Below are 24,635 nucleotides of genomic sequence, written 5' to 3' on the forward strand. Positions count from 1 at the left end.
GAGGGCGCCGCTGGCAGGGACGAGCCGAGCGGGGAAGATCAGTTGATGGCGCTGTCGAACAGGTTCTTGATGAGGTCGATGAATTCGTTCAGGAAGGCGTGTTGCTGCTCGGTCGGGGCCTGAAGCCAGACGGCGGAGAGCACCTCCTCCAGATCGGCGACCACGGCGTCGGCCTCCTGCATCATCACGAAGCGCAACTTGGCATCGAGCTGGGGGTTCTGCTCGCACAGGGTCATCAGGCTGTTGGCGACCCGGCTGCTCACCAGATCCTCTATGGTCAGCTCGCCCTGGCCGGATTGATGGCCTTCGAACAGGCTGAGCCGTTCCACCAAATACTCAATCAGCGCTATATAGCCGTCACTCTCAACCACCATGGGGTGCTACCTCATCGAAAAAATCAGGGCGTATTCTAGTGGTTGTCGTCAGCTTGGCAAGGGCCGTCGTCAAGGGAGAGGTGCAGGCGATGGCGGGTGAAGCCGACGCCACCCCGGCTCACCTGCTCCAGGCCGTCCAGGACGAAACCGTGGCGCAGGAACAGGGGATAGCTCAGCAGGCTCGCCTCGGTATCGATCCAGGTCAGGCCCAGGGCGCGGGCCTCGGCGATGAGGCGGCGGATCAGCAGGCTGGCGAGCCCCTGCCTGCCCCACTCGGGGGCGACATAGAGCAGCCCCAGATGGCCACTCGGGCTCAGGGTGATGAAGCCCAGCAGCGCATCCCCCTGGGCCAGCACCCAGCCGTAATGGGTTTGCAACTGATCGGCGAAGCCGGGGTGATGGGCTCCCCGAGCCCACTGCTCCACCTGTTCCGGGCTGTAGTGCGCGGGGCCGAGCTGGCGCACCGCCCGCTCGAACAACTCGGCCAGGCGGGGGATGTGCGCTGCGGTCAGGGGCACGCAGCGGGGGGCCAGCGGCGGGTGCGCCCTCATGGCTTGACCGCCTGGGGTCGCCTGGCCTTGGGCAGGCCGGCCACCACCCGCTCATAGGAGTGCATGACCCAACCCTGCCAGAGCGTGTCAGTCAGGGTGTCGGTCAAGGCGATGGAGTTCCAGTGCTGCTTGTTCATGTGCCAGCCTGGGGTGACCTCGGGGTGGATCTCCCGCAGCAGCAGGGCCAGTTCGGGCTCGCACTTGAGGTTGAGGCGCATCGGCGCTTCCTGCCAGCTCAGCAGGGCGAACATCTTGCCGGCGATGCGATAGACCAGGTATTCGGGGCCAAAGGGCGTATCCTCGGCGGCGCCCGGCAGGCTGAGCAGAAATTCACGTAACTGTGTCAGGGTCATGCAAGCCTCCAGGCGGATCCGATCATGCGAGCAAGCATATTCATCCGGGTGAGCCATCTGTTAATATGCGCGCCGAGTATACCCCCCATCACAGCGGGAGCCCATGAGATGTTGTACCACAAGACCTTTGAGCTGGGCCCCGATCGGGATTGGGTGGTGTTCGTGCACGGCGCCGGCGGCAGCTCCTCCATCTGGTTCAAGCAGCTGCGGGCCTACCGGGAGCACTTCAACGTGCTGCTGCTGGACCTGCGCGGTCACGGCCAGTCCAACCAGTTGCAGCAGGTGGTCAAGGGCCACTACAGCTTTCGCGCCGTGACCGAGGACATCCTGCAGCTGCTCGATCACCTGCGCATCCCCCAGGCCCACTTTGTCGGCATCTCCCTTGGCACCATCCTCATCCGCCACCTGGCGGAGCTCTGCCCCGAGCGGGTCAGGAGCATGGTGCTGGGCGGCGCCATCCTGCGCCTCGACATCCGCTCCCGGGTGCTGGTGCAGCTGGGTCGCCTCGGCCAGCACATCCTGCCCTACATGTGGCTCTACCGCCTGTTTGCCTTCATCATCATGCCGCGCCAGCACCATCAGGAGTCCCGCAACCTCTTCGTGCGCGAGGCCCGCAAGCTGTGCCAGAAGGAGTTCAAGCGCTGGTTTCGTCTCGCCACCGAGGTGAACCCTCTTATGCGCTATTTCAAGGAGCGCGCCCTGCCCATTCCCACCCTCTACGTGATGGGGGAGGAGGATCACATGTTCCTCGCCCCGGTGCGCGAGCAGGTGGCCCGGGATCCTTACAGCCGGCTCGAGATCATCGAAAAATGCGGCCATGTCTGCAACGTGGAGCAGCCGGAGCGCTTCAATCGCCAATCGTTGGCGTTTCTCTCCCGCCAGGTGACCCTGCCGGGCCGATAGCGGCGAGCCCCCAGCCCGTGTTCGGGCCCCTCAGACGAAGTAGTGGCCAATCTCCAGATAACGCTGGCGGATATGCTCGATGAGCAGCCGTATCTTGCGCGGCGGCTGGCGGGTGAAGGGGTAGACGGCGTAGATGCCGAGTTTCTTGCCCACTCGCTCGGGAAACAAGTCCACCAGTTCGCCGTTCATCAGATCGTGATAGACCAGACAGCGCGGCACATAGACGATGCCGCGCCCCCCCAGCGCCGCCTTGCGCAGGGCCCCGGCGTTGTCGGTTGAGAAGCTGCCCGACACCGACAACAGATAATCCCCCTGTTCCCCCTTGAAGGCCCACTCGGACGCCCCCGTGCTCTGGTAGGCGTAGCGCAGGCAGTTGTGGCCTTGCAGATCCCTGGGCTCGCGCGGCGCCCCGAAGCGGCGCACGTAGCCGGGAGCGGCGCAGATGACCCACTGGGAGTCGAGGATGTGGCGGGCAATCAGGCTGGAATCATCCAGATAGCCGGTGCGAATGACCAGATCGAACCCCTCTTCCACCAGATTGACGAAGCGGTTGTCCAGCGACATCTCCACCGTGAGCCCGGGGTGCTGCTGGCAAAAATCGGCCACGGCGTCGGCCAGCAACAGTTCCCCCGAGATGGTGGGCACCGACATGCGCACGTGGCCGCTCACCTTTTCGCCAAACCCCGCCACCGCATCGAAGGCGTCCAGTGCGGCGGCCTTCACATTTTTGGCACCCTGATAGAGGGCCTTGCCCGCCTCGCTCAGGGTGAGGCGACGGGTGGTGCGATAGAGCAGCTGCACCCCGAGTTCTTCCTCAAGACGCCCGATCCGTTTGCTAACCACTGAATTTGTCAGGGAATTTTGTTCCGCCACCTTGCTGAAGGAGCCTGCCTCCACCACCTGGGCGAAGAGGATGAGGTCGTCGGTGCTGGCCATATTGATCAACTTTTGGAATGAATGTTGTTCATTATTTCCATATATCGCGAAAAAGGAACAGGGTAAGGTCACGTTCGCTTAACAAAACAACAACAAGGTGCCCCCGCGGTGCCCCCTCTGGACAAGGACGTTATGATGACAGACACCCTGCTGGCCCTGGTGGCCTTCTCGCCGATCCTGGTGGCCGCCGTGCTGCTGGTCGGCCTCAACTGGCCCGCCAAGCGCGCCATGCCCATCGCCTTTCTGTTGACCGTCTTCATCGCCCTGTGGGGCTGGCAGATGAGCCCGACCCGGGTCTTCGCCTCCACCCTGCAAGGATTGGTGATCACGGTGACCGTGCTCTGGATAGTGTTCGGCGCCATCCTGATGCTCAACACCCTCAAACACACCGGTGCCATCACCGCTATTCGCGGCGGCTTTACCAACATCTCACCGGATCGGCGCATCCAGGCCATCATCATCGCCTGGTGCTTTGGCGCCTTTATCGAAGGGGCCTCTGGTTTTGGTACCCCGGCCGCCATCGCCGCCCCCTTGCTGGTGGCCATCGGCTTCCCGGCGCTCGCCGCCGTGCTGCTCGGCATGATGATCCAGTCCACCCCGGTCTCCTTCGGCGCGGTGGGCACCCCCATCCTCGTGGGCATCAACAAGGGGCTCGACAGCCAGGCCATTGGCCAGACGTTAAGCGCAGGCGGCAGCAGCTGGGACATCTATCTGCAGCAGATCACCACCAACGTGGCCCTCATTCACGCCACCGTCGGCACCCTGATGCCGGTGCTCATGGTGATGATGCTGACCCGCTTCTTCGGCCGCCACCGCAGCTGGACCGAGGGGCTCGCCATATTGCCGTTCGCAATTTTTGCCGGGCTCGCCTTCACCGTGCCTTATGCCCTGACCGGCATGCTGCTCGGCCCCGAGTTCCCGTCCCTCATCGGCGGTCTGGTGGGGCTGGCCCTGGTGGTGACCGCGGCGCACCACGGCTTTTTGGTGCCCAAGACTCAGTGGGATTTCGCCCCCGAGAAAGAGTGGCCGGCCGAGTGGCTGGGCTCCATCAAGCTGGATCTCAAGGAGGCCGCTGGCCGCCCCATGTCGCTCATGCTGGCCTGGCTGCCCTATGTGGCGCTGGCCCTCTTGCTGGTGGCGAGCCGGGTGAGCCCGGAGTTCAAGGCGAGCCTCCTGTCGGTCAGCCTGCCGTTTGCCGATCTGCTGGGGGAGAAGGGGGTGAGCGCCTCCATTGAACCGCTCTATCTGCCGGGGGGCCTCTTGGTGCTGTGCGCCCTGGTGGCGACCCTGATCCAGTCCCGCTCCCTCGCCCCCTTTGGCAAGGCCATGGGCGAGTCCGGCCGCACCCTGATCGGCGCCGGTTTCGTGCTGATTTTCACCGTGCCCATGGTGCGCATCTTCATCAACTCCGGCGTCAACGGGGCGGATCTCGCCAGCATGCCGGTGACCACCGCCAATTTCGCCGCCGGGCTGGTCGGGGAGTTCTTCCCGGCGCTGAGCGCCACTATAGGCGCACTGGGGGCCTTTATCGCCGGCTCGAACACGGTGTCGAACATGATGTTCAGCCAGTTCCAGTTCGAGGTGGCGCAGACCCTGGGGGTCTCCACCGCCGCCATGCTGGCCCTGCAGGCGGTGGGGGCGGCGGCTGGCAACATGATCGCCATCCACAACGTGGTGGCGGCCTCGGCCACCGTGGGTCTGCTCGGCCGTGAGGGGGCGACGCTGCGCAAGACGGCGCTACCCACCCTCTACTACCTGCTGGCCACCGGCCTCATCGGGCTGGCGATCATCTATAGCTTCCACATCTCGGACGCACTGCTGCAATTGAAGTAAGGAGAGCAAGTGATGAAGGTAATGCGGGTCTATCCGGCCAAGCCGGCCGATGTCTATCTCTACGCCACCTGTCTGGTGGACCTGTTCGACCCGGTGGCGGGGCTCGATGCCATCGCCCTGATCGAGCGGGAAGGGATAAGGGTGCACTTTGTCGAGAAACAGACCTGCTGCGGGCAGCCGGCCTACACCTCGGGCCATGAGGAGGAGGCGCGCCAGGTGGCGCAAAGCCAGATGGCGCTCTTTCCCGAGCCCTGGCCCGTGGTGGTGCTCTCGGGCTCTTGCGGCGGCATGATGCACCATCACTATGGTCGCCTCTTTCCGGGCAACCCCGAGGTGGCGGCGTTTTGCGAGCGGGTGTTTGAGCTGACTGAATTCCTGGCCCAGATCTGCCGGGTACGCTGGCACGGGGTGGGGGAGGCGAGCATCGTCATGCACACCTCCTGCTCGGCCCGGCGCGAGATGCAGGTACACAGCCGGGCCCGCGCCCTGCTGGGGCAACTCGATGGCGTCACCCTGCACGAGCAGGCCTACGAGAGCGAGTGCTGCGGCTTTGGCGGCGCCTTCTCGGTGCGCCATCCCCACATCAGCCAGGCCATGGTCGAAGACAAGACCCGCCACCTGCTGGCCACCGGCGCCGACACCTTGGTGAGCGCCGACTGGGGGTGCCTGCTCAACATCAAGGGATCCCTGGCCTATCAGGGCAAGACACTGCCCGCCATGCACCTGGCGAGCTTCCTGCTCGCCCACAGCGAGCCGGTGGCTCAGGGCTTACCAGCGCAAAAACAGGGGGCCCATCATGAGTGAGCACGCCAAGTATTCGCCGCGCCGCTTCCATCCCCAGGCCGAGGCGGCCCTGGCCGACCCAGTGCTGCGCCAGAATTTTCGCGGCGCCATGGATTACCTGCGCGCCAAGCGCCGCGATGCCTTTGCCGACCCCGCCGAAGAAGAATCGGTGCGCGATGCCGCCGAGCAGATCCGCCAGCGCTGCCTGTCGCGCCTGCCGGACCTTTTGGAGCAGCTAGAAGCCAACTGCGAGCGCAACGGCATCAGGGTGCACTGGGCCCAGACTCCCGATGAGGCCAACGCCATCATCCTCGGTATCGCCCAGCAGCACGGGGTGAGCAGCATCGTCAAGGGCAAGTCCATGGTGAGCGAGGAGGTGGGGTTCAACCACGAGATGGCGCGCCACGGCATCCGCTGCCTGGAGAGCGACATGGGGGAGTTTATCGTCCAGCTCGATGGCGATACCCCGTCCCACATCATCATGCCCGCCATCCACAAGAACAAGCAGGAGGTGAGCGACACCTTCGCCCATAACCTGGAAGGTTTCACCCCCACCACGGACGTGGACGCCCTGATCCAGACCGGGCGGCGGGCCCTGCGTGAAGAGTTTCGCCGCGCCGGCATGGGGCTGTCGGGCGTGAACTTCGCGGTGGCCGAGATCGGCAGCCTGTGTCTCGTCGAGAACGAGGGCAACGGGCGCATGTGCACCACGGTGCCGAAAGTACACGTGGCCATCACCGGCATCGAGAAGGTGGTGGAGTTTTTATCCGACGTGCCGCCCCTTTACAGCGCCCTGACCCGCTCGGCCACCGGTCAGGCCATCACGACTTATTTCAACGTCATCAGCGGCCCGCGCCGGGCAGGGGAGCTGGATGGCCCGGACGAGGTGCATCTGGTGCTGCTCGACAACGGCCGCAGCCAGGCTTATCGGGACGAGGAGCTGCGAAAGACCTTGCAGTGCATCCGCTGCGGCGCCTGCATGAACCACTGCCCTGTCTACACCCGCATCGGTGGCCACGCCTACGGCACCATCTACCCGGGCCCCATCGGCAAAATCATCTCCCCCCATCTATTGGGTCTGGAAAGTACCCAGGACTTGGTGACCGCATCGAGCCTGTGCGGCGCCTGCGGCGAGGTGTGCCCGGTGCGCATCCCCATTCCCGATATGTTGCAGCGCCTGCGCCGGGAGGCCAAGCATGACGCACAGCCCGGCCACGAGCCGCTGGCGGGGCAAGGGGCGGCCAGGAGCCGGCTCGAGACCCTCGCCATGCAAGGCTTTGCTTTCGCGGCCACCCACCCGCGCCTCTATCACGCCGCAACCAATGTGGCCGGTCGCCTGCGAGGCTTGATGCCTAAACATCTGGGCCCCTGGACCCAGTACCGCGAGGCCCCCCAACCCGCCCCCCAGAGCCTGCACGCCCTGCTGCGCCAGAAGAAGAAGGAGTCCTGAGATGACCAGCAAAGAGGCCATATTAAGCCGCCTGCGCGGCGCCGCCACCCCCACCCCCATATCTCACGCTCCCCATGGCTGGCAGCCCTGGCGTGGGGCAGACGACGGCGCGCGGCGCGAGCGCTTTCTTGGCATGATCAGCGCCAGCCACGCCGAGATCCTCACCGTCACGGAGGCAACCCTGGCCCGAGATCTGGCTGCCTGGCTGGATGGGGAACAGATTCAGACGTTGGCCTGCGGTCAGGGGGGACGCTGGCAGGAGGCGGTCGCGGCCGCCTGCGCCGGGCGCTCTGTGTTGACTCCGGCGGGGGAGTTCGCCAGCTGGAAAGACGATCTGTTTGATGCCTGTCAGGCCGGCATCACCCACTGCGAGGGGGCCATCGCCGATACCGGCACCCTGGTGCTGCTGCCGGATGGCGGCGAGCCGCGCACCCTCTCCTTGGTGCCCCCCTGCCATATCGCCCTGCTGGCGGCCTCCACCATCGCCGACAACCTGGCGGGGCTGGTGAATGCCGGGCGCTGGCAGCAGGCCATGCCCACCAATTTGCTGCTGGTCTCCGGCCCCTCCAAGACCGCCGATATCCAGCAGACCCTGGCCTACGGCGCCCATGGCCCGAGCCGCCTGTTGGTGGTGCTGGTGGAGGATTGCTGATGAGCTGGAGCCAATTTGACGCCGCCGTGCTCTTGCGCATCCCGCCGGAGCGCTTGGTGACTGACCCGGATCTTCGGCTCGCCCACGGCACGGACGCGAGCTTCTACCGCTTGGTGCCCGAGCGCATCGTGCGCCTCGACTCCCTCGATGAAGTGCGCTTCGTGCTCGGGGTGTGCCGCGAATTGAATTTGCCGTGCACCTTTCGCGCCGCTGGCACCAGCCTCTCGGGTCAGGCCCTGAGCGATTCGGTGCTCATCACCCTGACCGACAGTTGGCGCGGCCACCGCATTTTGGACGAGGGGGCCCGCATTGCCCTGCAACCCGGAGTGATCGGCGCCGATGCCAACCGCTATCTGGCGCCTCTGGGGCGCAAGATTGGGCCGGATCCGGCCTCCATCAACGCCTGCAAGCTCGGCGGCATCGCCGCCAATAACGCGAGCGGCATGTGCTGCGGCACCGCCCACAACAGCTATCACACCTTGCACGCCATGACCTTGCTGCTGGCCGATGGCACCGTGCTGGATAGCGGCGATCCCCACAGCCGCGCCGCCTTTGCGGCCAAGCGCCCAGAGCTGCTGGCCGGGCTCGCCGCCCTGCGCGCCGAGGTGCTGGCCAATACCGAGCTTGCCGCGAAAATTCGCCACAAGTACCGGCTCAAGAACACCACCGGCTACGCCATCAATGCCCTGCTCGACCATGCAGATCCCATCGATATCCTCACCCACCTGATGATTGGCTCGGAGGGAACCCTCGGCTTTATCGCCGAGGTGGTGCTCGACACCGTGCCCGAATACCCCCACAAGGCCTCGGCCCTGCTGGTGTTTCGGGACGCCGAGCAGGCGTGTCTGGCCACCTCGCGCCTGAAAAGTGCCCCGGTGGCGGCGGTGGAGCTGATGGATGGGCGCTCCCTTCGCTCGGTGGCGGGCAAGCCCGGCCTGCCGGATTTTATCAAGACGCTGGATTTAACCGCCTGCGCCTTGCTTGTCGAGGTGCATGGGGAATCGAAGGAAGAGCTGGTCGATCGCTGCGAGCAGGTGACGGCCATGGCCGCCGAGTTCGCTCAGGTCGCCTCTGTGCCCTTTACCAGCGACAGCGCCGGGCTCTGGGCCATTCGCAAGGGGCTCTTCCCGGCGGTGGGGGCGGTGCGCACCACCGGCACCACCGTCATCATCGAGGATGTCGCCTTTCCCATCGAGCGTCTGGCCGAAGGGGTGGCGGGGCTGCAAGCCCTGTTCGATCGCTTCGAATACGGTGAAGCCATCATCTTCGGCCACGCGCTGGAGGGGAACCTGCACTTCGTCTTTACCCAGGGGTTCGATGATCCGGCGCAGGTGGCCCGCTACGGCGCCTTTATGGATGCGGTGGCCGAACTGGTCGCCGTGCGCTTTGGCGGGTCGCTGAAAGCCGAGCACGGCACCGGCCGCAACATGGCCCCCTATGTGGAGCTGGAATGGGGGCCGGAGGGGATGGCGCTGATGCGCCGCATCAAGACGCTGCTGGACCCGGACGGCCTGCTCAATCCCGGCGTCATCATCAACGACGACCCCAAGGCCCACCTGGCCCACCTCAAACCCATGCCGGCGAGCGATGCCATCGTCGACCCGTGCATCGAGTGTGGCTTTTGCGAGGCAGTCTGCCCATCGCGCACCCTGTCGCTCTCACCGCGCCAGCGCATCGTGCTCTATCGGGAGCTGTCGCGCCGAGGCCGCGCCAATGAGCCCTCCCACGAGCTGGCCCGGCTGTTTGACTATCAAGGGATTGAGACCTGCGCCGCGACGGGGCTGTGCGCCGATCGCTGCCCGGTGGGCATCAACACCGGCAGCCTGATCAAGAAGCTGCGCACTGACAAGTACAGCCGCTTCGTGCCCATCGCCCGCTGGAGCGCCGATCACTTCGCCGGGGTCACCCGCACGGCGCGCGGGGCGCTGGGCCTAAAAGCCATTGCCGGCAAGGTGCTGGGAGACAAGGCGCTGGCAGGGCTGGTGAACGGGGTTCGCCATCTGAGCGGCCAGCGCACACCCGCTTGGCTGCCCACCCTGCCGGGGCCGAGCCGCTACCGGTGGCCGCAAGGGGAGGGGAGCCATGGCGGATCCAGTGAGGACATTGGAGAGGATCGTGCCGTGGTCTACCTGCCGTCGTGCGCCAGCCGGGTATTTGGCCAGCAGGAGGAGGCCCCGTCACTGCCGGACGTGGTGCAATCCCTCCTCAATAAAGCGGGTTGCCGGGTCATAGTGCCGACGGGGGTTGAGGGGCTCTGCTGCGGCATGCCCTATGACAGCAAGGGGATGAGCGAGGTGGCACAGGCCAAGCGTACTGATCTGGCCGAGGCCCTGTGGCAGGCAAGCGAGCAGGGGCGTTGGCCCGTGCTGCTCGACACCAGCCCCTGCGTGCAGCGACTGCTGTCGGGGGCGCTTGGCAAGGGCCTTCGGGTGTTTGAACCTTCCGCCTTTGTGCTGGAACACCTGCTGCCCCACCTTGAGCTGACCCCCATCGATGAGACCGTGATGCTCCATATCACCTGCAGCACCCGGCGCATGGGGCTTGGCGATAAGATGCAGGCGCTGGCCCGCGCCTGCGCCCGCGAGGTGATCGTCCCTGAGCATATCCAGTGCTGCGGCTTTGCCGGCGACAAGGGGTTGATGACCCCGGAGCTCAACGCCGCGGCGCTTGCCAGCCTGCCCGCCCAGGTGCCCAGGGATTGCCGCCAGGGTTTCAGCAACAGCCGCACCTGCGAAATGGGGCTTAGCCAGCATGCCGGCATTCCCTATCACAGCATCCTCTATCTGGTCGAACAGGCGGCGAAATAAAGAAAACCCCGGCAGAATAAATTCTGTCGGGGGGTATTTACTATAGGACAGGTGTGTCAAGTCGTCATAACAATGTTGATCTCCAGACTACAGCCGCCTACCCAGAAGGTGGGGGATATATTTATGTCACTATATATTTTCTTGTTTTTTTAATGGTCTGTCTTTTTTGTATATCCAAGCAACTGTCCCATCTGTACGAGTAAAGCCCCGGGCTTTTATGCCAATTAACAAACGACACAGCGTATCTTCTGATAAACCAGTTACTCTTTGAAGAGTTTCTAAGCTACGCCCCTGCCCCTGGGCCGCATTATCCAACATTTCTCGGAGGATATCTTTGCTCGGGCCCCAATACGCGCTCTCCTCAAATAATGCACGGCGTCTTTCTAGCAACCATGGTCCGATAAATGACGTTACTGCTGATGTAATCAGCGCAACGATGCCTGCAATTATTGCAATATCATATTGAGCCATTATCTTAGTCACCTATATAGTTTGTTTTTGTATGTGTTTAATCTTGAGTATTTCAGAGCGCCATTCAATAGCTGCGTTACAGGTTATCTTAATGAGAACCGTTTATATATATGATGTAAAGATAAAGCATTAACCTTCTGCTAGTGCTGATCTATATACTGGGATTTGTAAGTTATATCTATTGGAGATAATCTCAATGACTAAATCCTCGAACCATTTAGGTGCGTAAGGATTTATCAATACTTTTTTGATCATTTTTTGACTTTCAATATTTGAAATGCAAATTCCAGTTCGAGTATTCTTGGTTTTTGAATTTGCGTTAGGGTCTATAGCAATTAGCCGGGCTTCTTTTTCGAAAGAAAAACCAGCATGTTTCATGAATGATTAAAGTGCTGCATACGTCGCTGTGGTCTCATGTGTTTGAGGGGTTATTTCGTTCCATAGATTGACTGGGCCTGGTGTATTAATGTTGCTTATTGTTGGGTTTTTATATCTCACATCATCAAAATACGAATGCATATTAATTTTTGATGAAAAATAGGCGCATTTAAAATCAATTTCGGTTGTTTGTATTGCAACAGATTCAGAAGATGAGCCATAAATTTTCCACATTGCATGGCGTTCGTGATCTTCTAAATGCCAGCAACTTATATATATCCAATCCATACAAGCGCGAATGGATTCTCTCGATATAACATGGTTATTATTTGATTTTTCATTAAAATAATACAAAATCCCTTCCAATTCATCTTCAAATAATGTCGCTTTTGGTATGAACAACCCATGCTCAAGAACTGAGAGCAATTTCGTAAGGGGGATGTATCTTGTCAATAATCTTTTAGGGTGTGGTTTCATATATATTCAACAATGCCATTTGGTGTTTTGTATGTTACGTCCCCATGTATTCCATGCGGTGGAGATATAGAGATTTCCCTCATTATCTAGCTACGGACCTCACTTATATTCATTCCTTATCTCGCTTATTAGAAGATGGCTACCGCGAAGGGTTACAGCTCCCTGTATGCTGCTTTTAACCTGATTGAATAGGGCTGAACCATCACCACTCCCTGGCTGCCTTTGGGGCTCTGAGGTCCGGATGAGTAGGGTATCAAACGCCGACCAACTCAAGTGAGTAAAAGGTTATTTAAGACTCGTCTTTTGAATGATTTTTTGACGGGGATCAGACTCTTGGCGATGCCCTTGTTATGGCATTGCCTGTTGGTTGCGGGTTATCCGGCAAAGTCGCCAGCTCAGTAACCGGTCATCTCCAGATAGCCAACGCCGTTGGCATCTCCCGAGACTAAGACCGCCCCCTCCCAGTAGTCAAAGCGCCCCGTCATGGCCTGATTGGGCTGGCGCGCCTTAATAACGAGATTCAAATCAGCGGCCTTAAGCTGCCACTCGATGGGGTAGGCTTGCCCCTTGGGGCCGCGCCAGGTCTTGCCGGGGGTGAGGCGGATCTGCTCAGGATCCAGCACCCGGCTGCTGCCGTCCCGTTCAATCAGGATGCCGTAGCGGTTCTCCGGCTTGTTTTCGGAATGGGCGCGTCCCGATTTGGTGCGCAGGCGAAACAGCATCAACTCGCGGCCATCTTCAAATTGCAGCGAAAACCAGTCCCAGCCCGATTGCCACTCGGCCAATACCGAGCTGCTCCACTCGTGATCAAACCAGCCCTCACCGCTGACGGTGCGGGTCTCCCCATCCAGGGTCATGGTGCCACTGATGGTCAGGCGGGGGTAGGAGTAGTAGAAGGAGGCGTTGCCCGGGCTCTTCTCGCTGTAACCCTGTTTGCCTTGCAGCACAGCAGGCTTGGCGGCGCTCACCTTCACATCAAGATCCCCCGCCTTGCTCTGCACCTTGAGGGTGGCAGGAAAAAGCGATTCCCCTTGAGAGGTCAGCACCCACTCTTTGAGCCAATACTCGCCGCCGCTGGCACCGGCCAGCCCAGGCCCCTGGCGGCTGGTGCGCTCATCCTGCTGGTGGCTGCCCTTGCTCAAGTCAGTGATGGCGAACTGGGCCAGCCAGAGCTGGGGCACAAGCCAGGGGTTCTCCGAGGTGATCTCCTGCTCGATGCCTTGCCTGAACAGGGTCCACTGCATGCCGTAGCCGCGCCCCTGTTCGTCTTTGAGGTTGCCGGTGAGATACCACCACTCGGAGCGGTAGTCGGGATGGGCGCCGTGATCCGCTGGCAGGTTGATGGACTGGCCCGGCAGGGCCTTCTTGAAGTGCTCGCTGTCGCCGCCAAGGATGCTGCTCAGATCGTTGGCACGGATCCCGGCGCCATACAGGGTGAAGATGAGTGCCAGCGGCCAGATGATGGTTTTCATACCACTCTCCTTGCGGCGTACCAGGAGGCGAGCGCGCCACAGACCGGCGCCAGCAGAAGCGCCGTGACGGCGTGCAGGGGGGCGGCCTCGAAGGCCAGACGCCAACCAAAGGCGCGGGGGTTGACCACCTCGATCAGCACCCAGGCGAGGCCATAGCCCACCGGCAGGGCCAACAGCGCGGTGAGCAGCCCCAATCCCGCCCCTTGCCACACCAGCAGGCGGCGGCAGTGGCGCGGGCCAACGCCTAAGCTTTGCAGGGTCTGCAACTCGCCGCGCCGGGCCAGCCCCAGCACCATAAAGGCCGAGCCGATGCCGACGAAGGCGATGCCGAGGATCAGCAGTTTCAATAGCTCGGTCACTACAAAGGTCTGGTCGAACACCTTAAGCGCCGCGGCGTGGATGGCGGGGGCGGGCAAGAGGTTCACCTGCTCGCCAAACTGGCTCCTGAGCCTGTCGCCAAGGCTCTCGGGATCCGTGCTGAAGAGGGCGAGGGATTGCACCTTGCCCCCTTCGAAGGCGTGCAGTATCTGCCCCTTGTCGCTGCCGTAATCCTGATAGACGCCGGTGACGGTAAGCCGCCTTGGCCCCCCCTCGCTTGTTACCTCGAGGGTTTGGCCCACCCTGACCCCGAGGCGCACCGTGAGCGGTTCGCTCGCCAGCACCTCGTCAGAGGTAGCGGGCCAGCGCCCGGCCAGCAGGGGATAGGCGGCTTTGAGCTCGGGGATAAAGTCCATCTGCGCCCACTCGATGGGCTGCCCCTGCCAGCGGGCCGGGAGCACGGCGCGGCGCGAGGCGGCGCTTACCTCTGGCGCGGCGAGGATGGCGGTCAGGGTCTGCTCGCCCAGGGCGCCGCGACTGCCTGCCACCCCCTTGGGGGCGGTGACATAGAGATCGGCAGCCAGACGCTGGCCGAGCCAGATCTCCACGCTTGAGCGAAAGCTCGACACCATGACCCCGATGCCGATGGCAGCCGCAATGGCCAGTTGCAGCGCCATCACCGCGATGGCGGTGCGATCGAGGTGATAGAGGGTTTCGGCCACCCCGAGCCGGGCGGTGAGGGGGCCGCGTGCGCGCAGCCGCCCCAGCAAGGAGCGAAGGGCGTCGGGCAGGATGAGGGCCATGGCGAGCAGCCAGCCGCCTGCCATGAAGAGGGCGCCGCCCAGGCCCGTTTCTGACCGCCGCAGACTCAAGGCGCACAGCAGCAGGATGGCGATGGCCAGACCCCGGCGTTGCCAGGGGTGAGCCGATGGGCGGCTGTTGCCCTCTCGCAGCTCAAGGGGGGATTGGCGCAGCAGTTGCCACCAGCCGGGCAGGTTGGCGGCCAGCGTCCCAGCCAGGCCGAGCACCAGCGCCTTGCCAATGCTCGCGGGGGAGAGGCGCAGCAGGTCGATGGGGTTGGGGCCATAGAGATCGGCCAGCGCCTGGGTGAGCTGCCCCATGAGAGCGAGGGCCAAGAGGCTCCCCAGCAGCAGCCCGAGCAGGGTGCCAAGGGTGGCGAGGAGAGCGAGCTCCACGATGAGCCAGTGAAGCACCCGGCGCGGCGCCATGCCGAGGATGATGAGCTGGGCGAGCAGGGGGCGGCGTACGCTCTGCACGAAGCGCTGGGCGTTGAACACCAAAAACAATCCCACCGCCATGGCGAGCAGGGAAAGCGCCGTGAGGTTCAGCGCCAGGGCATCCCCGAGCTGGCTGGCATCGAGGGCCGGGCTGATGGGCTCAAGCCACAGGGGCTGATCGGGGAAGTCTGCCCGCAGAGCGGCTTGCAGCGTCTGCGCCTGCGTATCGCTTGCCTTGAAGACGATGCGATCCAGCCTGCCGGCCTTGCCCAGCAGGGGCTGGGCGAGGCCGATGTCGGTCACCAGCAGCCGCTCCATGGGCACGGCGCCGGGCTCGAAGGTGCCGTCCAGGGTGAGGGTCAGGGGACGCTGCCCCTCATCCCCCAGCACAAAGGTTCGCGACTGGCCCGGTTGCCAGTCAAGGCGCCTGGCCTCGGGGGCAGCCAGCCAGACGCTGTCGGCGCGACTGAGGGAGAAATCGGGCTCGCTCTCCCGAGTGGCGTCAAACAGCTGGCGCAGGGGGCCGGGGTTGAACAGATCCATCCCCAAGAGCTGGAAGCTGCGCCCCTGCTCGTCCTTGAGCCAGGCGTGCAGCTCTGGCATGGCGTTGAGGTCCGGCTGGCTTCGCACCAGCCTCACGTAGAGCTGTTCATCCAGGCCGCCCCGGGGGGCCAGCCGGTAGTTGGCCTCCCCGGCGAGCTGGCTGCGGGCGGCGACGAAGTTGGTGCGGGCGCTGTGGTTCAAGAGCTCGATGGCCACCACCAGGGTGACCCCGAGGGTGAGCCCGGCCAGGCTCATCAACAGCAGCCAGGGGTGGGCGCGATAGAGGCGCAGCAGCGCCTTGAGCGGCAGCATCAGTGGCCTCCGTGGCGGGCGTCAGCCATGGCGGCGCCCCTTGATCTCGACCAGCTGCCCCCCTTCCAGGCGCAGCACCCGATCCGCCAGGTCGCCATAGCCCGGGTTGTGGCTCACCAGCAAGAGACCGGCGCCGGTATCCCGCACCGCGCTCATCATCAGGGCCATCACCTGCTCGGCGTTGTGTTCATCGAGGCTCCCGGTGGGCTCGTCGGCGAGCAGCCAACGGGGCTGATGAATGAGGGCGCGGGCCAGGGCCACCCGCTGGCGCTGGCCGCCGGAGAGCTGCTCCGGCCAGGCGTGGCGCTTGTGGCTCATGCCTAGGCGCGCGAGCAGGGCATCGAGGCGCTCATCGTCCTGGGGCAGGTCGTTTATCTGAAGGGGCAGGGCGAGGTTCTCGGCCACCGTCAGGGTCGGCAGCAGGTTGAAATCCTGATAGACGATGCCGAAATGGCGCCCGCGCAGCCGGGCCCGCTCGTCGGCCGGCAGGGTGTCGAGGCGGGTCTCGCCGAGCCAGATCTCCCCCTCGTCCGGGGCGATGAGGCCGGCGATGAGGCTGAGCAGGGTGGACTTGCCACAGCCGCTTTGCCCCAGCAGCAGGCAGGTTTCGCCGGCGTTGAGGGTGAGATCCAGCCCCTCAAACAGGGGGAGCGTCTCGCCGCCGTTGGCGAAGCGTTTACTGAGGTTGCGCAGGTTCAACATGAGGTAACCGTTTGATGGTCAATGATATTGCCCGGTGGTTTACGCTATCACGGCCAGAAATGATCAACACCCCTCGTCGTTGATCAAACTGGCCAGTTAGTGATCACGGCTGCAAAACGGGGCAGGATCCTGTCTGGATCCCGCTCGTCAGAGCTGGGTAGAATAGGGCATCGTGGCACAGAGGATGGCAAGGATGTTACACAAGCAGGTCAATTTCATCGTCGATGGCAAGGGAAACAAGCAGGCGGCCGTGGTGCCAATCGATATCTACAACGAGCTGATGACCCTGCAAAAGGCCCTGGCAGACACCAAGCCGGGGGAGCGGGAGCTCTATCACTTCGGCGGCAAGGGGGCAGAGGCCCATGGCTATCCGGTGGGCAAGCGGCAAAACCCCGGCTTCATGGTGCTGGCGGGATCCACCGCCAACGGCGAGGACGCGGCCTCCCTGCGTGAGGCGGTGATCGAGCTGCGCCAGGATCTGCTGGCCAAGGGGGTGCTCACTCCCCGCGCCGAGGGGGGCTTCGTGTTCAGCGCCGATCAGTTGTTCAACAGCCCGAGCCTGGCCGCCAGCCTGGTGGCGGGCAACAACCGCAGCGGCCTCGACGCCTGGCATAACAAGGCGGGCCACACCCTCAAGCAGTCCGGGTTTGGCAAGAAATAGCCCGGTTCCCCGCCCCGTCGGGGGCGTGCTGTGTGCCGGGCGAAAGCCCGGACCTATTTTCTGGCAAGAAATGCCGAAAAGGTTGATATAGATACAATTTATTTTTGTATCAGCTGCTAGCATCGATGCCAGACGCTTCTCAAAGGAAGAGCATGTATGTCTGGAACCTTACGCCTTGTCGCCCTGCTTGGGCTCACCCTCTTCTCCTCCACCAGCTTCGCCAGTAGCGGCAGCATCCCCCTGACGAGTGCCGGGGTCGGCTGGTTTGCCCTTGGCATCTTCGTCTTTGCCTATGCCCTGGTCATGGCCGAAGAGTATCTGCAACTGCGCAAATCCAAGCCCGTGCTGATCGCGGCAGGCATCATATGGATACTGATTGGCATCGTCTATGCCGAGCAGGGACTCAGCGACCTGGCCCATGACGCCTTTCGCCACAACCTGCTGGAATACGCCGAGTTGATGCTGTTCCTGCTGGTGGCCATGACCTATATCAACGCCATGGAGGACAGGCTGCTGTTCGATGCCCTGCGGGCCTGGCTGGTGCGATCGGGCTTTGGCCTGCGCACCTTGTTCTGGCTCACCGGGCTGCTGGCCTTCTTCATCTCCCCGGTGGCGGACAACCTCACCACGGCGCTGCTGATGTGCGCCGTGGTGCTCAAGGTGGCCAACGGGGATCGCCGCTTCGTCAACCTCGCCTGCATCAACATAGTGGTGGCGGCCAACGCCGGCGGCGCCTTCAGCCCCTTCGGCGACATCACCACCCTGATGGTGTGGCAGGCGGGCAAGGTGCAGTTTGGCCAGTTCCTGGTGCTCTTCATCCCCTCCCTGCTCAATTTCCTAGTGCCCGCCACCCTGATGAGCCTGATGGTGCCGCGCCGCGCCCCCAATGCCCTGAACGAGGTGGTGGAGCTCAAGCGCGGGGCCCGCACCATAGTGCTGCTCTTCATCCTCACCATAGGGACCGCGGTGGCCTGCCACAACTTCCTGCACCTGCCCCCCGTGCTCGGCATGATGATGGGGCTGGGTTACCTGCAATTTTTCGGCTTCTACCTGCGCAAGACACTGCCACGATCCCTGGCCCGCAAGCGCGCCCTCTACGAGCGCAACGGCGACCATGCCCACCTGCAGCGCATGGGCTCCATAGTGCCGTTCGATGTGTTCAACAAGGTGGCCAAGGCGGAGTGGGACACCCTGCTCTTCTTCTATGGGGTGGTGATGTGCGTCGGCGGTCTGGGCTTCATGGGCTATCTGGAGCTGGCGTCCCACTTCCTCTATGACGGCGGCGATCCGACCCTGGCCAACGTCGCCATCGGCGTGCTCTCCGCCGTGGTTGACAACATCCCTGTGATGTTCGCCGTGCTGTCGATGAACCCGGACATGGCCCTGGGCCAGTGGCTGCTGGTGACCCTGACCGCCGGGGTGGGGGGCAGCCTGCTCTCCATCGGCTCCGCCGCCGGGGTGGCCCTGATGGGGCAGGCCCACGGCATGTATACCTTCTTCGGCCACCTCAAGTGGTTGCCCGCCATTCTGCTGGGCTATGTGGTCAGCATAGGGGCGCATTTGTGGCTCAATACCGCCCTGTTCTGAACACCATGGTGATGGCAAAGGAAGGATAGATGGGACAACTGTTCGAGGCGCTCTCACCGCGCCATGTGGCCTTCATCGAGGCGCAGAAGATCTATTTTGTCGGCACGGCGGCGAGGGAGGGCACCGTCAATCTCTCCCCCAAGGGCGGGGATTCCCTGCGGATCCTGGGCCCCAATACCCTGGCCTGGCTCAACCTGACCGGCAGCGGCAACGAATCCGCCGCCCATGTGCTGCAACACCCGCGCATGACGGTGATGTTCTGCGCCTTCGAGGGGGCGCCCCTTATTCTGCGCGCCTATGGCCGGGCCAGGGTGCTGCACCGGGGCGATACGGAGTGGGAGTCGGCCCTGGTGCGCTTCCCGGCCAGCGTCGCGGCCCGGCAAGTCTTCCTGCTCGACATTGATCGGGTGCAGACCTCCTGCGGCATGTCGGTGCCTCTCTATGACTACCAGGGGGACAGGGAGGATCTCGCCAACTGGTCGGCGCACCAGGGCAAGGAGGGCATAGAGGCCTATTGGCGCAAGAAGAATCAGCTGAGCCTGGATGGGCTGGAGAGCGAGATCCTGGCGCGCAGCGGGTTGCAGGCCGATGACTGAGGTGCCTGCGCCTCGATGCAAAAAGCCCTGTCCATGGACAGGGCTTTCTCTTTGATGGGCACGGGGATCAGGCGGCGCGCTTGCCGGTGAGCAGCCAGTAGCAGAGGGTCGAGCCCAGGCCGCAACCTGCGATGGCGAGGGCCATGGGCAGGGGCGATTCGGGGGGATTGAGGTTGACCAGCACCCCTACCAGGGCGCCGAGGCCAAAGCGCAGGGTGCCCGCGAGCGCCGAGGCGGTGCCCGCCGCCTGGGGGAAGTGGCCGAGCAGCCCCGTCATGGCGTTGGCCCCCACCAGGCTGATGTGGCCGACGAAGAGCACGACCGGGATGACGATGCCCCACAGGCCCCCGGTCTGGCTCCAGGCGTTGTAGATAAGCAGCAGGCCCGCCAGGGGCAGCACAGTCAGGCCGTATCGCAGCATGCGTTCGGCACCCACCCCCTTCACCAGGCGGCTGTTGACGAAGGTCACCACCATCATCAGCAGGATGTTGAGGCCAAACAGCCAGCCGTAGTGCTCGGTCGGCACCTGGAAATACTCGATGTAGACATAGGGGGAGGCGCTCAGGAAGGCGAACATGCCCGAGCTCGACAGGGATCCGCACAGCACATAGCCCATGGCGCCGCGGTGGGAGAGCACCCCCCAGTAGTTGCGCAGTATCTGGCCCAGGCGCAGGGGCTGGCGCAGTTCGGGCTTGAGGGTCTCCTGAATTTTCCACTGCATCACCAGGCAGATGAGCAGGCTGATCCCCACCAAGAGCCAGAAGATCACCCGCCAGTCGGCATGGGCGCTGATGTAACCTCCCACCACGGGGGCCACCAGGGGGGCCAGGGTCATCACCAGGATGACGAAGGACATGGCCCGGGAAAACGCATCCTTCTCGAACAGGTCGCGCAGCAGGGCGTTGACCACCACGGAGCCCGCCGCGCCCCCTGCGGCCTGCAACATGCGCCAGGCCAGCAGCTCCGGCAGGGAGTCCGCCATGGCGCAGCCCACCGAGGCCACGGCGAACATCGTCAGGCCCGCCAGGATCACCGGTTTTCTGCCAAAGCTGTCGGCGAGCGGCCCGTAGAAGAGCTGGCCGAGGGCAAAACCGCCGAGGAAGGCGCTGATGGTGAGCTGGGCGCCGTCGATGCTGGTGGCCAGATCCCGTGCTATGGCGGGAATGGCGGGCAGGTACATGTCCACCGCCAGCGGGGTGAGGCCGGCGAGGGCGCCGAGCAGGATAAACAGAAAGCGCGGCGAGAGAGGCGTTTGAGGCATAGGGTGTCCAATCTTCATGGGGCCGAGAGTGGCAAGGGCGTCAGTCTACCAGCTTTGACGGGGCCGGGCAGGTCTATCCGGGCGCCGAATGGCCAGTGCGGGGGCCGTCATCCCGCCGCCAGCGCCAGAGCCAGCCGATCCAGGCCAGCAGGGAGAGAGCAGTACCGACCCGCTCGGGCCAGCGCGCCGCCAGGGTCAGGGTCAGGCTGTGTTGGCCGGCAGGCACCCAGAGTTGCAGCAGACCATGGTCGTTGGCGCTCACCGTCAGGGGCAGGGCGCCGTCCAGGCTGGCCTGCCAACCGGGGTAGTCATATTGGTGCAAGATGAGCTTGGCGGGCTGGGGCGCCGTCACCACCAGGGCCAGTTGCCTGGGTTGCCAGCGCACCAGGGTCCAGCTCACCCCGGGCTGCTCCGTGGTGATCGGGGCTTGAAACGCCCCCTGCCAGGCGAGCTGGCTCGGGCTGAAGGCGCCTTTGGGCGTCTGCTGGGGACGGTACTCCCGGGCGCTGCGCTTGCCGGCGAACAGGGCATCGACCTGGCGCAGATCCGGCGCCTGGGTGAGGGGGGCGTGGCGCACATAGGCGAGGGAAGAGGCCAGGATCAGGGCGAGCAGCCCCCACCAGAGCCAGCGCCAGGGCCCAGGGGCGGGGGGCACCTGCGCCACCAGGGCCACGGTCGCCAGGAGCAGGATGAGGTTGAGCCGCCAGGGAAATTGCACCAGTTGCAGGGGGGGCAGCAGGATCCAGAGGGGTTGGCTTGGGGACAGCATCATCAGGCAGGCGCCCAGGCCAATGGCGCCCCAGCAGGTGATCTCCGGTTGGCAATGGCCTCTGGCCCCTCCCCAGGCCACCAGCAGCAGGGCCAGGGTCAGCAGGGTGAACCAGCCCAGGTGACCGCGAAAGCGCCAGTCATCCAGCCCCTGGGGCAGGCGGTCGAGGAAGTTGCGGCGAAAGTCGAACATGCCGCCGCGCATCTGCTCCATGGTGATGGCCCCCTGATCCGCCAGGGCGGGCAGCAGCAGGATGGCGGCCATGGCCAGCCCCAGCAGCAGGGGGGCCAGGGTATGCCAGAGGGGGTGAAGGGCGCGCGCCTGCCAGGCGAACCAGAGGGCTCGCACCATGACCAGGGCCAGCATCAGCAGCAGGCTGGGCAGGTGGGAGAAGGCCAGCAGCGCCACGGCCAGGGCCAGCAGGGCCCGTCCCCTGGGGGACTGACGCGCCATGAGATCCTGCCCCAGCAGGATGAGGGGGGCCCAGACGAAGGCCCAGAACTCCGCCAGGGCGAAGCGGGCATAGAGATCCATGGCGACATGATAGGGCAGCGCCAGATAGAGCAGGCTGGCGGCCAGGGCCCGCCCAGGCCCGCTTGTCCTGCGCAGCCACAGATAGGCGAACAGGCCCGAGAGCAGCAGGGCCAGGGTGGCGCTGCCGAGCAGGGGATAGATGGCGTGGCGGGCCGGGGCCTCCGGGCCGGCAAAGAGGGCGCTGACATAGTAGGGAAGCGGGGGATAGAAGAAGAAGGTGGGGCTGCCAAAACCGCCGTTCATGGCCATCAGCCAGCGGGGATAGAGCTCCCCCTGCCAGAGCTGACGGCCAAAATAGTGGCCGGAGAGGAGATGATGAAACAGATCGTGCCCCTGAGTGCCCCCCTGCAGCCAGAGCGGCAGCACCAGCAGGGCGCTGGCCAGCGCCAGCACCAGGGGCACCAGCGCCCACTCCTTGCCTCCCTTCATTCCTTCTCTCCCTGCCAGGCCCATGGGCAGTGAGTGTAGCCGAGTCAGCTGACGCCATGAGGGGGCGGACTCGGGTCTTGCGCCTCCTAGCGGGGCAGGGCGAGCCAGAGGCCGGGTTCGGCGTGAAAGCGGGGGGCAAACCAGTGCGTCTGGTGGGGGAGCGGCATCTCGCTCTGCGCTATCGGACGGCGGCTGAGGCGGCAGGCTCCCTGGGTAAGTGCAAGGGCGGCATCCCCCCGATACCAGCCATCGGTCACCGGCAATGCAGTGGTTTCCCTAAGCAGCCGTACCCCCCACTGGGTCACCAGGGCCGGGCAGGCCCGTTCGGCCAGTCGGGCGGCCTGCACCATGGCGGGCGCGGCAGGTGGGGTGAGAGTGCTCAGCAGCAGCAACAGGGCCCCCACCATGGCAGGTCGCTCGCCCCATAGCGGCAGCCTGCCCGCCAGCTGCACCAGGCCGAGCAGGGTGATGGGGGCCAGATGGCGGGGGTTGTCCGGGTTCTGGCCAAGCAGGGTCCAGAGCAGCAGGGCGAGCCAGTAGAGGAACCAGAGCGGGGAGAGGGCGGCTGCTTGGTCTTTTGATCTTGGCCAGAGCGGCAGCAGGAGCAAGGCCCCCATCGGCAAGGGCCAGAGCGGGGTCAGTTGATCATTGAAGGTATTCGCCCAGCTCAGCAGCCGATCCCCGTGGGCCGCCGCCGTGTTGCCCCAGAGGGTGAAGTGGCCGTCGGTAAAGCGCCGCCCCTCGGCAAAATAGGCCCAGCCATCGGCTTGCCAGACAAAGAACAGACTGGCGAGCCCCACCAGGGTGATGGGGAGCACAAATCGGAAGCGCGTTCCCTTTTGCGCCATCCCCAACCAAAGGGGCAGCAGGGTCAGCACTAAGTAGGAGGGGCGAAGGGCCAGCATCAGGCCCAGCAAGAGACCTGCCAGCGCTATCTTTCGATGCTGCAAGGCCAGCAGGGCCCCCAGCCAGGCGGCCAGAGCCGACCCGTCCGAGAGGCCGGAGAGCGCCAGGGTCGGGGTAAGCGGCAGGGCCAGCACCAGCAGCCAGACTGGCGTCAGCAGGCTTGGTCGCTGCCACAGCCTTACCGCCAGCCAGGCGGCGAGCGGCGCCAGCAAGCTGCTCCCCAACAGGCTTGCCCACTGCACCGCGCGGGCTGGATCGTCCACCGCCAGGTTGATGAGCCGCGCCAGCCAGATAAAGGCGGGATAACCCGGAAAGTGGGGGGAGAACTCCAGCACGCTGAAGCGCACCACCCCGTGGGCGAAGTTCAGGGCATCGTCAGAATCCAGCGCCACCGGAAAGGCCAGCAACCAGCCGACCCAGGCCAGTTGCAGCAGGGCAAGCAGCCAAATGGCGGTTGTGCAGGGGGAAGCCCAACGTCGGGACCTTGCCTTCCCCCTCATCCCCATCCCTTCTCCCGCAAGGGGAGAAGGGGACGAACCGGCATCCGGGTGCATCTATCGGCAGGCAGTGGGTAGGGTGAGTAGCGCGAAGCGAAACCCATCTTTTGTCACAGCGAGATGGCGCAATGATTGGCTGGTGGTCATCAAAGCGGTGCCAGCACGGCCATCAGCGCTTTTTCGGCATCGCTAAAGGCGGTGGCATCGGCGGGCTTGGCGCCCACCCCGAATACCCCCGGGTTGCCGATGGCGTCCAGCACCTTGGCCAGCGTCTGTTCGGCCACCTTGCGATCCCCTTCACCGAGGGAGGGGAGGATCAAGTCGAGGAAGCGCTTGCTCTTGACCACCAGCACCTTGGCGGTCTGGTAGTCGCCAAGATTCTGGCTGGCCCCTTCGAGGCGGCGCTCGATCTCCGCCTTGTAGGCGCGGTTGAGCAGGGCTTTGGTCGCGGCGGTATCTTTGGCCTGGATGGCGGCCGCCAGCGGCGCTTGCAGTGTCACCTTGTGGTGCTGTTCCAGATAGGTCAGCTCCTCGGCAATGTCGCTCAAGGTGGCGCTGGCATCCTTGCCGTCAGTGGCGGCGCCCAGCAGCGCCTCGCGGGCATCGATCAGCGGCTCCTTGCCGGCTGCGGCGTAGGAGTAAGCCTGCGCCTGGCCGCTCAGGGTCAGCAGCAGGGTGAGGGCGAGTAAACCCGGGCGTATGGTCATCCTGTTCTCCTTATTTATGCCAAGAGGTTATGCCAATGGCGCGGCACTCAGGCCACGCTCTGGGTCTCGATCACGGTATTTTCGTTGCGATGGTTGAAGGTGTTGCGGCGTCTGTCCACCCCGTCGATCACCACA

At 64.0% G+C, this 24,635-nt stretch carries 22 protein-coding genes; 9 read left to right on the forward strand and 13 right to left on the reverse strand.

Annotated features, from left to right (window positions below; all coding sequences use genetic code 11):
* Positions 1-38: 38 nt before the first annotated feature.
* The 3 genes from ACW5W4_RS03650 to ACW5W4_RS03660 are packed head-to-tail and all read right to left on the reverse strand — an operon-like array spanning position 39 to position 1,278.
* A complete protein-coding gene (locus ACW5W4_RS03650) occupies positions 39-374 on the reverse strand; it encodes a DUF3802 family protein (RefSeq protein WP_408796768.1) in 336 nt (111 codons plus the stop codon).
* A 35-nt stretch (positions 375-409) separates the two neighbouring features.
* Entirely contained in the window at positions 410-925 is a 516-nt protein-coding gene (locus ACW5W4_RS03655; protein ID WP_456688449.1) for a GNAT family N-acetyltransferase, read from the reverse strand.
* Entirely contained in the window at positions 922-1,278 is a 357-nt protein-coding gene (locus tag ACW5W4_RS03660) for an MmcQ/YjbR family DNA-binding protein (protein ID WP_456688450.1), read from the reverse strand. The genes ACW5W4_RS03655 and ACW5W4_RS03660 overlap by 4 nt, the downstream gene beginning before the upstream one ends.
* A gap of 108 nt (positions 1,279-1,386) precedes the next feature.
* On the opposite strand from ACW5W4_RS03660, the gene ACW5W4_RS03665 reads away from it, so the two are divergent.
* Complete coding sequence (locus tag ACW5W4_RS03665; RefSeq protein ID WP_456688451.1) at positions 1,387-2,181, forward strand: alpha/beta fold hydrolase; 795 nt, start codon at positions 1,387-1,389, stop codon at positions 2,179-2,181.
* Between the two features lie 30 nt (positions 2,182-2,211).
* On the opposite strand, the gene ACW5W4_RS03670 is transcribed toward ACW5W4_RS03665, so the two are convergent.
* Positions 2,212-3,189, reverse strand: coding sequence for a LysR family transcriptional regulator (locus ACW5W4_RS03670; RefSeq protein WP_427263128.1), 978 nt, complete (start codon positions 3,187-3,189; stop codon positions 2,212-2,214).
* Positions 3,190-3,252: 63 nt separating this feature from the next.
* On the opposite strand from ACW5W4_RS03670, the gene ACW5W4_RS03675 reads away from it, so the two are divergent.
* Genes ACW5W4_RS03675 through ACW5W4_RS03695 form a run of 5 tightly spaced genes read left to right on the forward strand, consistent with a single transcriptional unit; the run spans position 3,253 to position 10,642 of the window.
* Positions 3,253-4,950 carry an L-lactate permease gene (locus tag ACW5W4_RS03675; RefSeq protein ID WP_456688452.1) on the forward strand — a complete coding sequence of 566 codons (1,698 nt, stop codon included), beginning with the start codon at positions 3,253-3,255 and terminating at the stop codon, positions 4,948-4,950.
* A 12-nt stretch (positions 4,951-4,962) separates the two neighbouring features.
* Positions 4,963-5,754: a (Fe-S)-binding protein gene (locus ACW5W4_RS03680; RefSeq protein ID WP_456688521.1), complete on the forward strand. Its 792-nt coding sequence runs from the start codon at positions 4,963-4,965 to the stop codon at positions 5,752-5,754.
* Positions 5,747-7,183, forward strand: coding sequence for a LutB/LldF family L-lactate oxidation iron-sulfur protein (locus ACW5W4_RS03685; RefSeq protein WP_456688453.1), 1,437 nt, complete (start codon positions 5,747-5,749; stop codon positions 7,181-7,183). Before ACW5W4_RS03680 ends, ACW5W4_RS03685 begins: the two co-directional genes overlap by 8 nt.
* A 1-nt stretch (position 7,184) precedes the next feature.
* Positions 7,185-7,835 carry a LutC/YkgG family protein gene (locus ACW5W4_RS03690; RefSeq protein ID WP_456688454.1) on the forward strand — a complete coding sequence of 217 codons (651 nt, stop codon included), beginning with the start codon at positions 7,185-7,187 and terminating at the stop codon, positions 7,833-7,835.
* A complete protein-coding gene (locus ACW5W4_RS03695) occupies positions 7,835-10,642 on the forward strand; it encodes an FAD-binding and (Fe-S)-binding domain-containing protein (protein ID WP_456688455.1) in 2,808 nt (935 codons plus the stop codon). Before ACW5W4_RS03690 ends, ACW5W4_RS03695 begins: the two co-directional genes overlap by 1 nt.
* A 129-nt stretch (positions 10,643-10,771) precedes the next feature.
* Here the strand turns inward: ACW5W4_RS03695 and ACW5W4_RS03700 are convergent, their stop codons facing one another.
* The 5 genes from ACW5W4_RS03700 to ACW5W4_RS03720 form a co-directional block, all read right to left on the reverse strand.
* Complete coding sequence (locus ACW5W4_RS03700) at positions 10,772-11,113, reverse strand: hypothetical protein (RefSeq protein WP_456688456.1); 342 nt, start codon at positions 11,111-11,113, stop codon at positions 10,772-10,774.
* A 384-nt stretch (positions 11,114-11,497) separates the two neighbouring features.
* Positions 11,498-11,968, reverse strand: coding sequence for a hypothetical protein (locus ACW5W4_RS03705; protein WP_456688457.1), 471 nt, complete (start codon positions 11,966-11,968; stop codon positions 11,498-11,500).
* A gap of 395 nt (positions 11,969-12,363) precedes the next feature.
* A complete protein-coding gene (locus ACW5W4_RS03710) occupies positions 12,364-13,440 on the reverse strand; it encodes a lipocalin-like domain-containing protein (protein WP_456688458.1) in 1,077 nt (358 codons plus the stop codon).
* Entirely contained in the window at positions 13,437-15,851 is a 2,415-nt protein-coding gene (locus ACW5W4_RS03715) for an FtsX-like permease family protein (protein ID WP_456688459.1), read from the reverse strand. The genes ACW5W4_RS03710 and ACW5W4_RS03715 overlap by 4 nt, the downstream gene beginning before the upstream one ends.
* Positions 15,852-15,872: 21 nt before the next feature.
* Entirely contained in the window at positions 15,873-16,553 is a 681-nt protein-coding gene (locus tag ACW5W4_RS03720; protein WP_456688460.1) for an ABC transporter ATP-binding protein, read from the reverse strand.
* A gap of 193 nt (positions 16,554-16,746) precedes the next feature.
* On the opposite strand from ACW5W4_RS03720, the gene ACW5W4_RS03725 reads away from it, so the two are divergent.
* The 3 genes from ACW5W4_RS03725 to ACW5W4_RS03735 all read left to right on the forward strand — a co-directional run bounded on the left by ACW5W4_RS03725 (position 16,747) and on the right by ACW5W4_RS03735 (position 19,397).
* Positions 16,747-17,214 (forward strand): DUF4357 domain-containing protein, encoded by a 468-nt coding sequence (locus tag ACW5W4_RS03725; protein WP_456688461.1) that lies wholly within the window; start codon positions 16,747-16,749, stop codon positions 17,212-17,214.
* Positions 17,215-17,370: 156 nt separating this feature from the next.
* Entirely contained in the window at positions 17,371-18,801 is a 1,431-nt protein-coding gene (gene nhaD / locus ACW5W4_RS03730; protein ID WP_456688462.1) for a sodium:proton antiporter NhaD, read from the forward strand.
* Positions 18,802-18,830: 29 nt separating this feature from the next.
* Complete coding sequence (locus ACW5W4_RS03735) at positions 18,831-19,397, forward strand: pyridoxamine 5'-phosphate oxidase family protein (protein WP_456688463.1); 567 nt, start codon at positions 18,831-18,833, stop codon at positions 19,395-19,397.
* A 67-nt stretch (positions 19,398-19,464) separates the two neighbouring features.
* Here the strand turns inward: ACW5W4_RS03735 and ACW5W4_RS03740 are convergent, their stop codons facing one another.
* The 4 genes from ACW5W4_RS03740 to ACW5W4_RS03755 form a co-directional block, all read right to left on the reverse strand.
* Positions 19,465-20,658, reverse strand: coding sequence for a Bcr/CflA family multidrug efflux MFS transporter (locus ACW5W4_RS03740; RefSeq protein ID WP_456688464.1), 1,194 nt, complete (start codon positions 20,656-20,658; stop codon positions 19,465-19,467).
* Between the two features lie 73 nt (positions 20,659-20,731).
* Entirely contained in the window at positions 20,732-22,390 is a 1,659-nt protein-coding gene (locus tag ACW5W4_RS03745) for a hypothetical protein (protein ID WP_456688465.1), read from the reverse strand.
* An 86-nt stretch (positions 22,391-22,476) separates the two neighbouring features.
* Entirely contained in the window at positions 22,477-23,739 is a 1,263-nt protein-coding gene (locus ACW5W4_RS03750; RefSeq protein WP_456688522.1) for a hypothetical protein, read from the reverse strand.
* Between the two features lie 200 nt (positions 23,740-23,939).
* Positions 23,940-24,500: a hypothetical protein gene (locus ACW5W4_RS03755; protein ID WP_456688466.1), complete on the reverse strand. Its 561-nt coding sequence runs from the start codon at positions 24,498-24,500 to the stop codon at positions 23,940-23,942.
* Between the last annotated feature and the right edge of the window lie 135 nt (positions 24,501-24,635).

This window comes from Aeromonas crassostreae, assembly GCF_054052445.1.

Coding starts and splice junctions, on each gene's coding strand:
- ACW5W4_RS03740 (WP_456688464.1), bottom strand. CDS start 20,658: ATGCCTCAAACGCCTCTCTCGCCGCGCTTTCTGTTTATCCTGCTCGGC.
- nhaD (WP_456688462.1), top strand. CDS start 17,371: ATGTCTGGAACCTTACGCCTTGTCGCCCTGCTTGGGCTCACCCTCTTC.
- ACW5W4_RS03745 (WP_456688465.1), bottom strand. CDS start 22,390: ATGAAGGGAGGCAAGGAGTGGGCGCTGGTGCCCCTGGTGCTGGCGCTG.
- ACW5W4_RS03725 (WP_456688461.1), top strand. CDS start 16,747: ATGTTACACAAGCAGGTCAATTTCATCGTCGATGGCAAGGGAAACAAG.
- ACW5W4_RS03660 (WP_456688450.1), bottom strand. CDS start 1,278: ATGACCCTGACACAGTTACGTGAATTTCTGCTCAGCCTGCCGGGCGCC.
- ACW5W4_RS03680 (WP_456688521.1), top strand. CDS start 4,963: ATGAAGGTAATGCGGGTCTATCCGGCCAAGCCGGCCGATGTCTATCTC.
- ACW5W4_RS03755 (WP_456688466.1), bottom strand. CDS start 24,500: ATGACCATACGCCCGGGTTTACTCGCCCTCACCCTGCTGCTGACCCTG.
- ACW5W4_RS03710 (WP_456688458.1), bottom strand. CDS start 13,440: ATGAAAACCATCATCTGGCCGCTGGCACTCATCTTCACCCTGTATGGC.
- ACW5W4_RS03655 (WP_456688449.1), bottom strand. CDS start 925: ATGAGGGCGCACCCGCCGCTGGCCCCCCGCTGCGTGCCCCTGACCGCA.
- ACW5W4_RS03720 (WP_456688460.1), bottom strand. CDS start 16,553: ATGTTGAACCTGCGCAACCTCAGTAAACGCTTCGCCAACGGCGGCGAG.
- ACW5W4_RS03705 (WP_456688457.1), bottom strand. CDS start 11,968: ATGAAACCACACCCTAAAAGATTATTGACAAGATACATCCCCCTTACG.
- ACW5W4_RS03675 (WP_456688452.1), top strand. CDS start 3,253: ATGACAGACACCCTGCTGGCCCTGGTGGCCTTCTCGCCGATCCTGGTG.
- ACW5W4_RS03650 (WP_408796768.1), bottom strand. CDS start 374: ATGGTGGTTGAGAGTGACGGCTATATAGCGCTGATTGAGTATTTGGTG.
- ACW5W4_RS03665 (WP_456688451.1), top strand. CDS start 1,387: ATGTTGTACCACAAGACCTTTGAGCTGGGCCCCGATCGGGATTGGGTG.
- ACW5W4_RS03735 (WP_456688463.1), top strand. CDS start 18,831: ATGGGACAACTGTTCGAGGCGCTCTCACCGCGCCATGTGGCCTTCATC.
- ACW5W4_RS03685 (WP_456688453.1), top strand. CDS start 5,747: ATGAGTGAGCACGCCAAGTATTCGCCGCGCCGCTTCCATCCCCAGGCC.
- ACW5W4_RS03700 (WP_456688456.1), bottom strand. CDS start 11,113: ATGGCTCAATATGATATTGCAATAATTGCAGGCATCGTTGCGCTGATT.
- ACW5W4_RS03695 (WP_456688455.1), top strand. CDS start 7,835: ATGAGCTGGAGCCAATTTGACGCCGCCGTGCTCTTGCGCATCCCGCCG.
- ACW5W4_RS03690 (WP_456688454.1), top strand. CDS start 7,185: ATGACCAGCAAAGAGGCCATATTAAGCCGCCTGCGCGGCGCCGCCACC.
- ACW5W4_RS03715 (WP_456688459.1), bottom strand. CDS start 15,851: ATGCTGCCGCTCAAGGCGCTGCTGCGCCTCTATCGCGCCCACCCCTGG.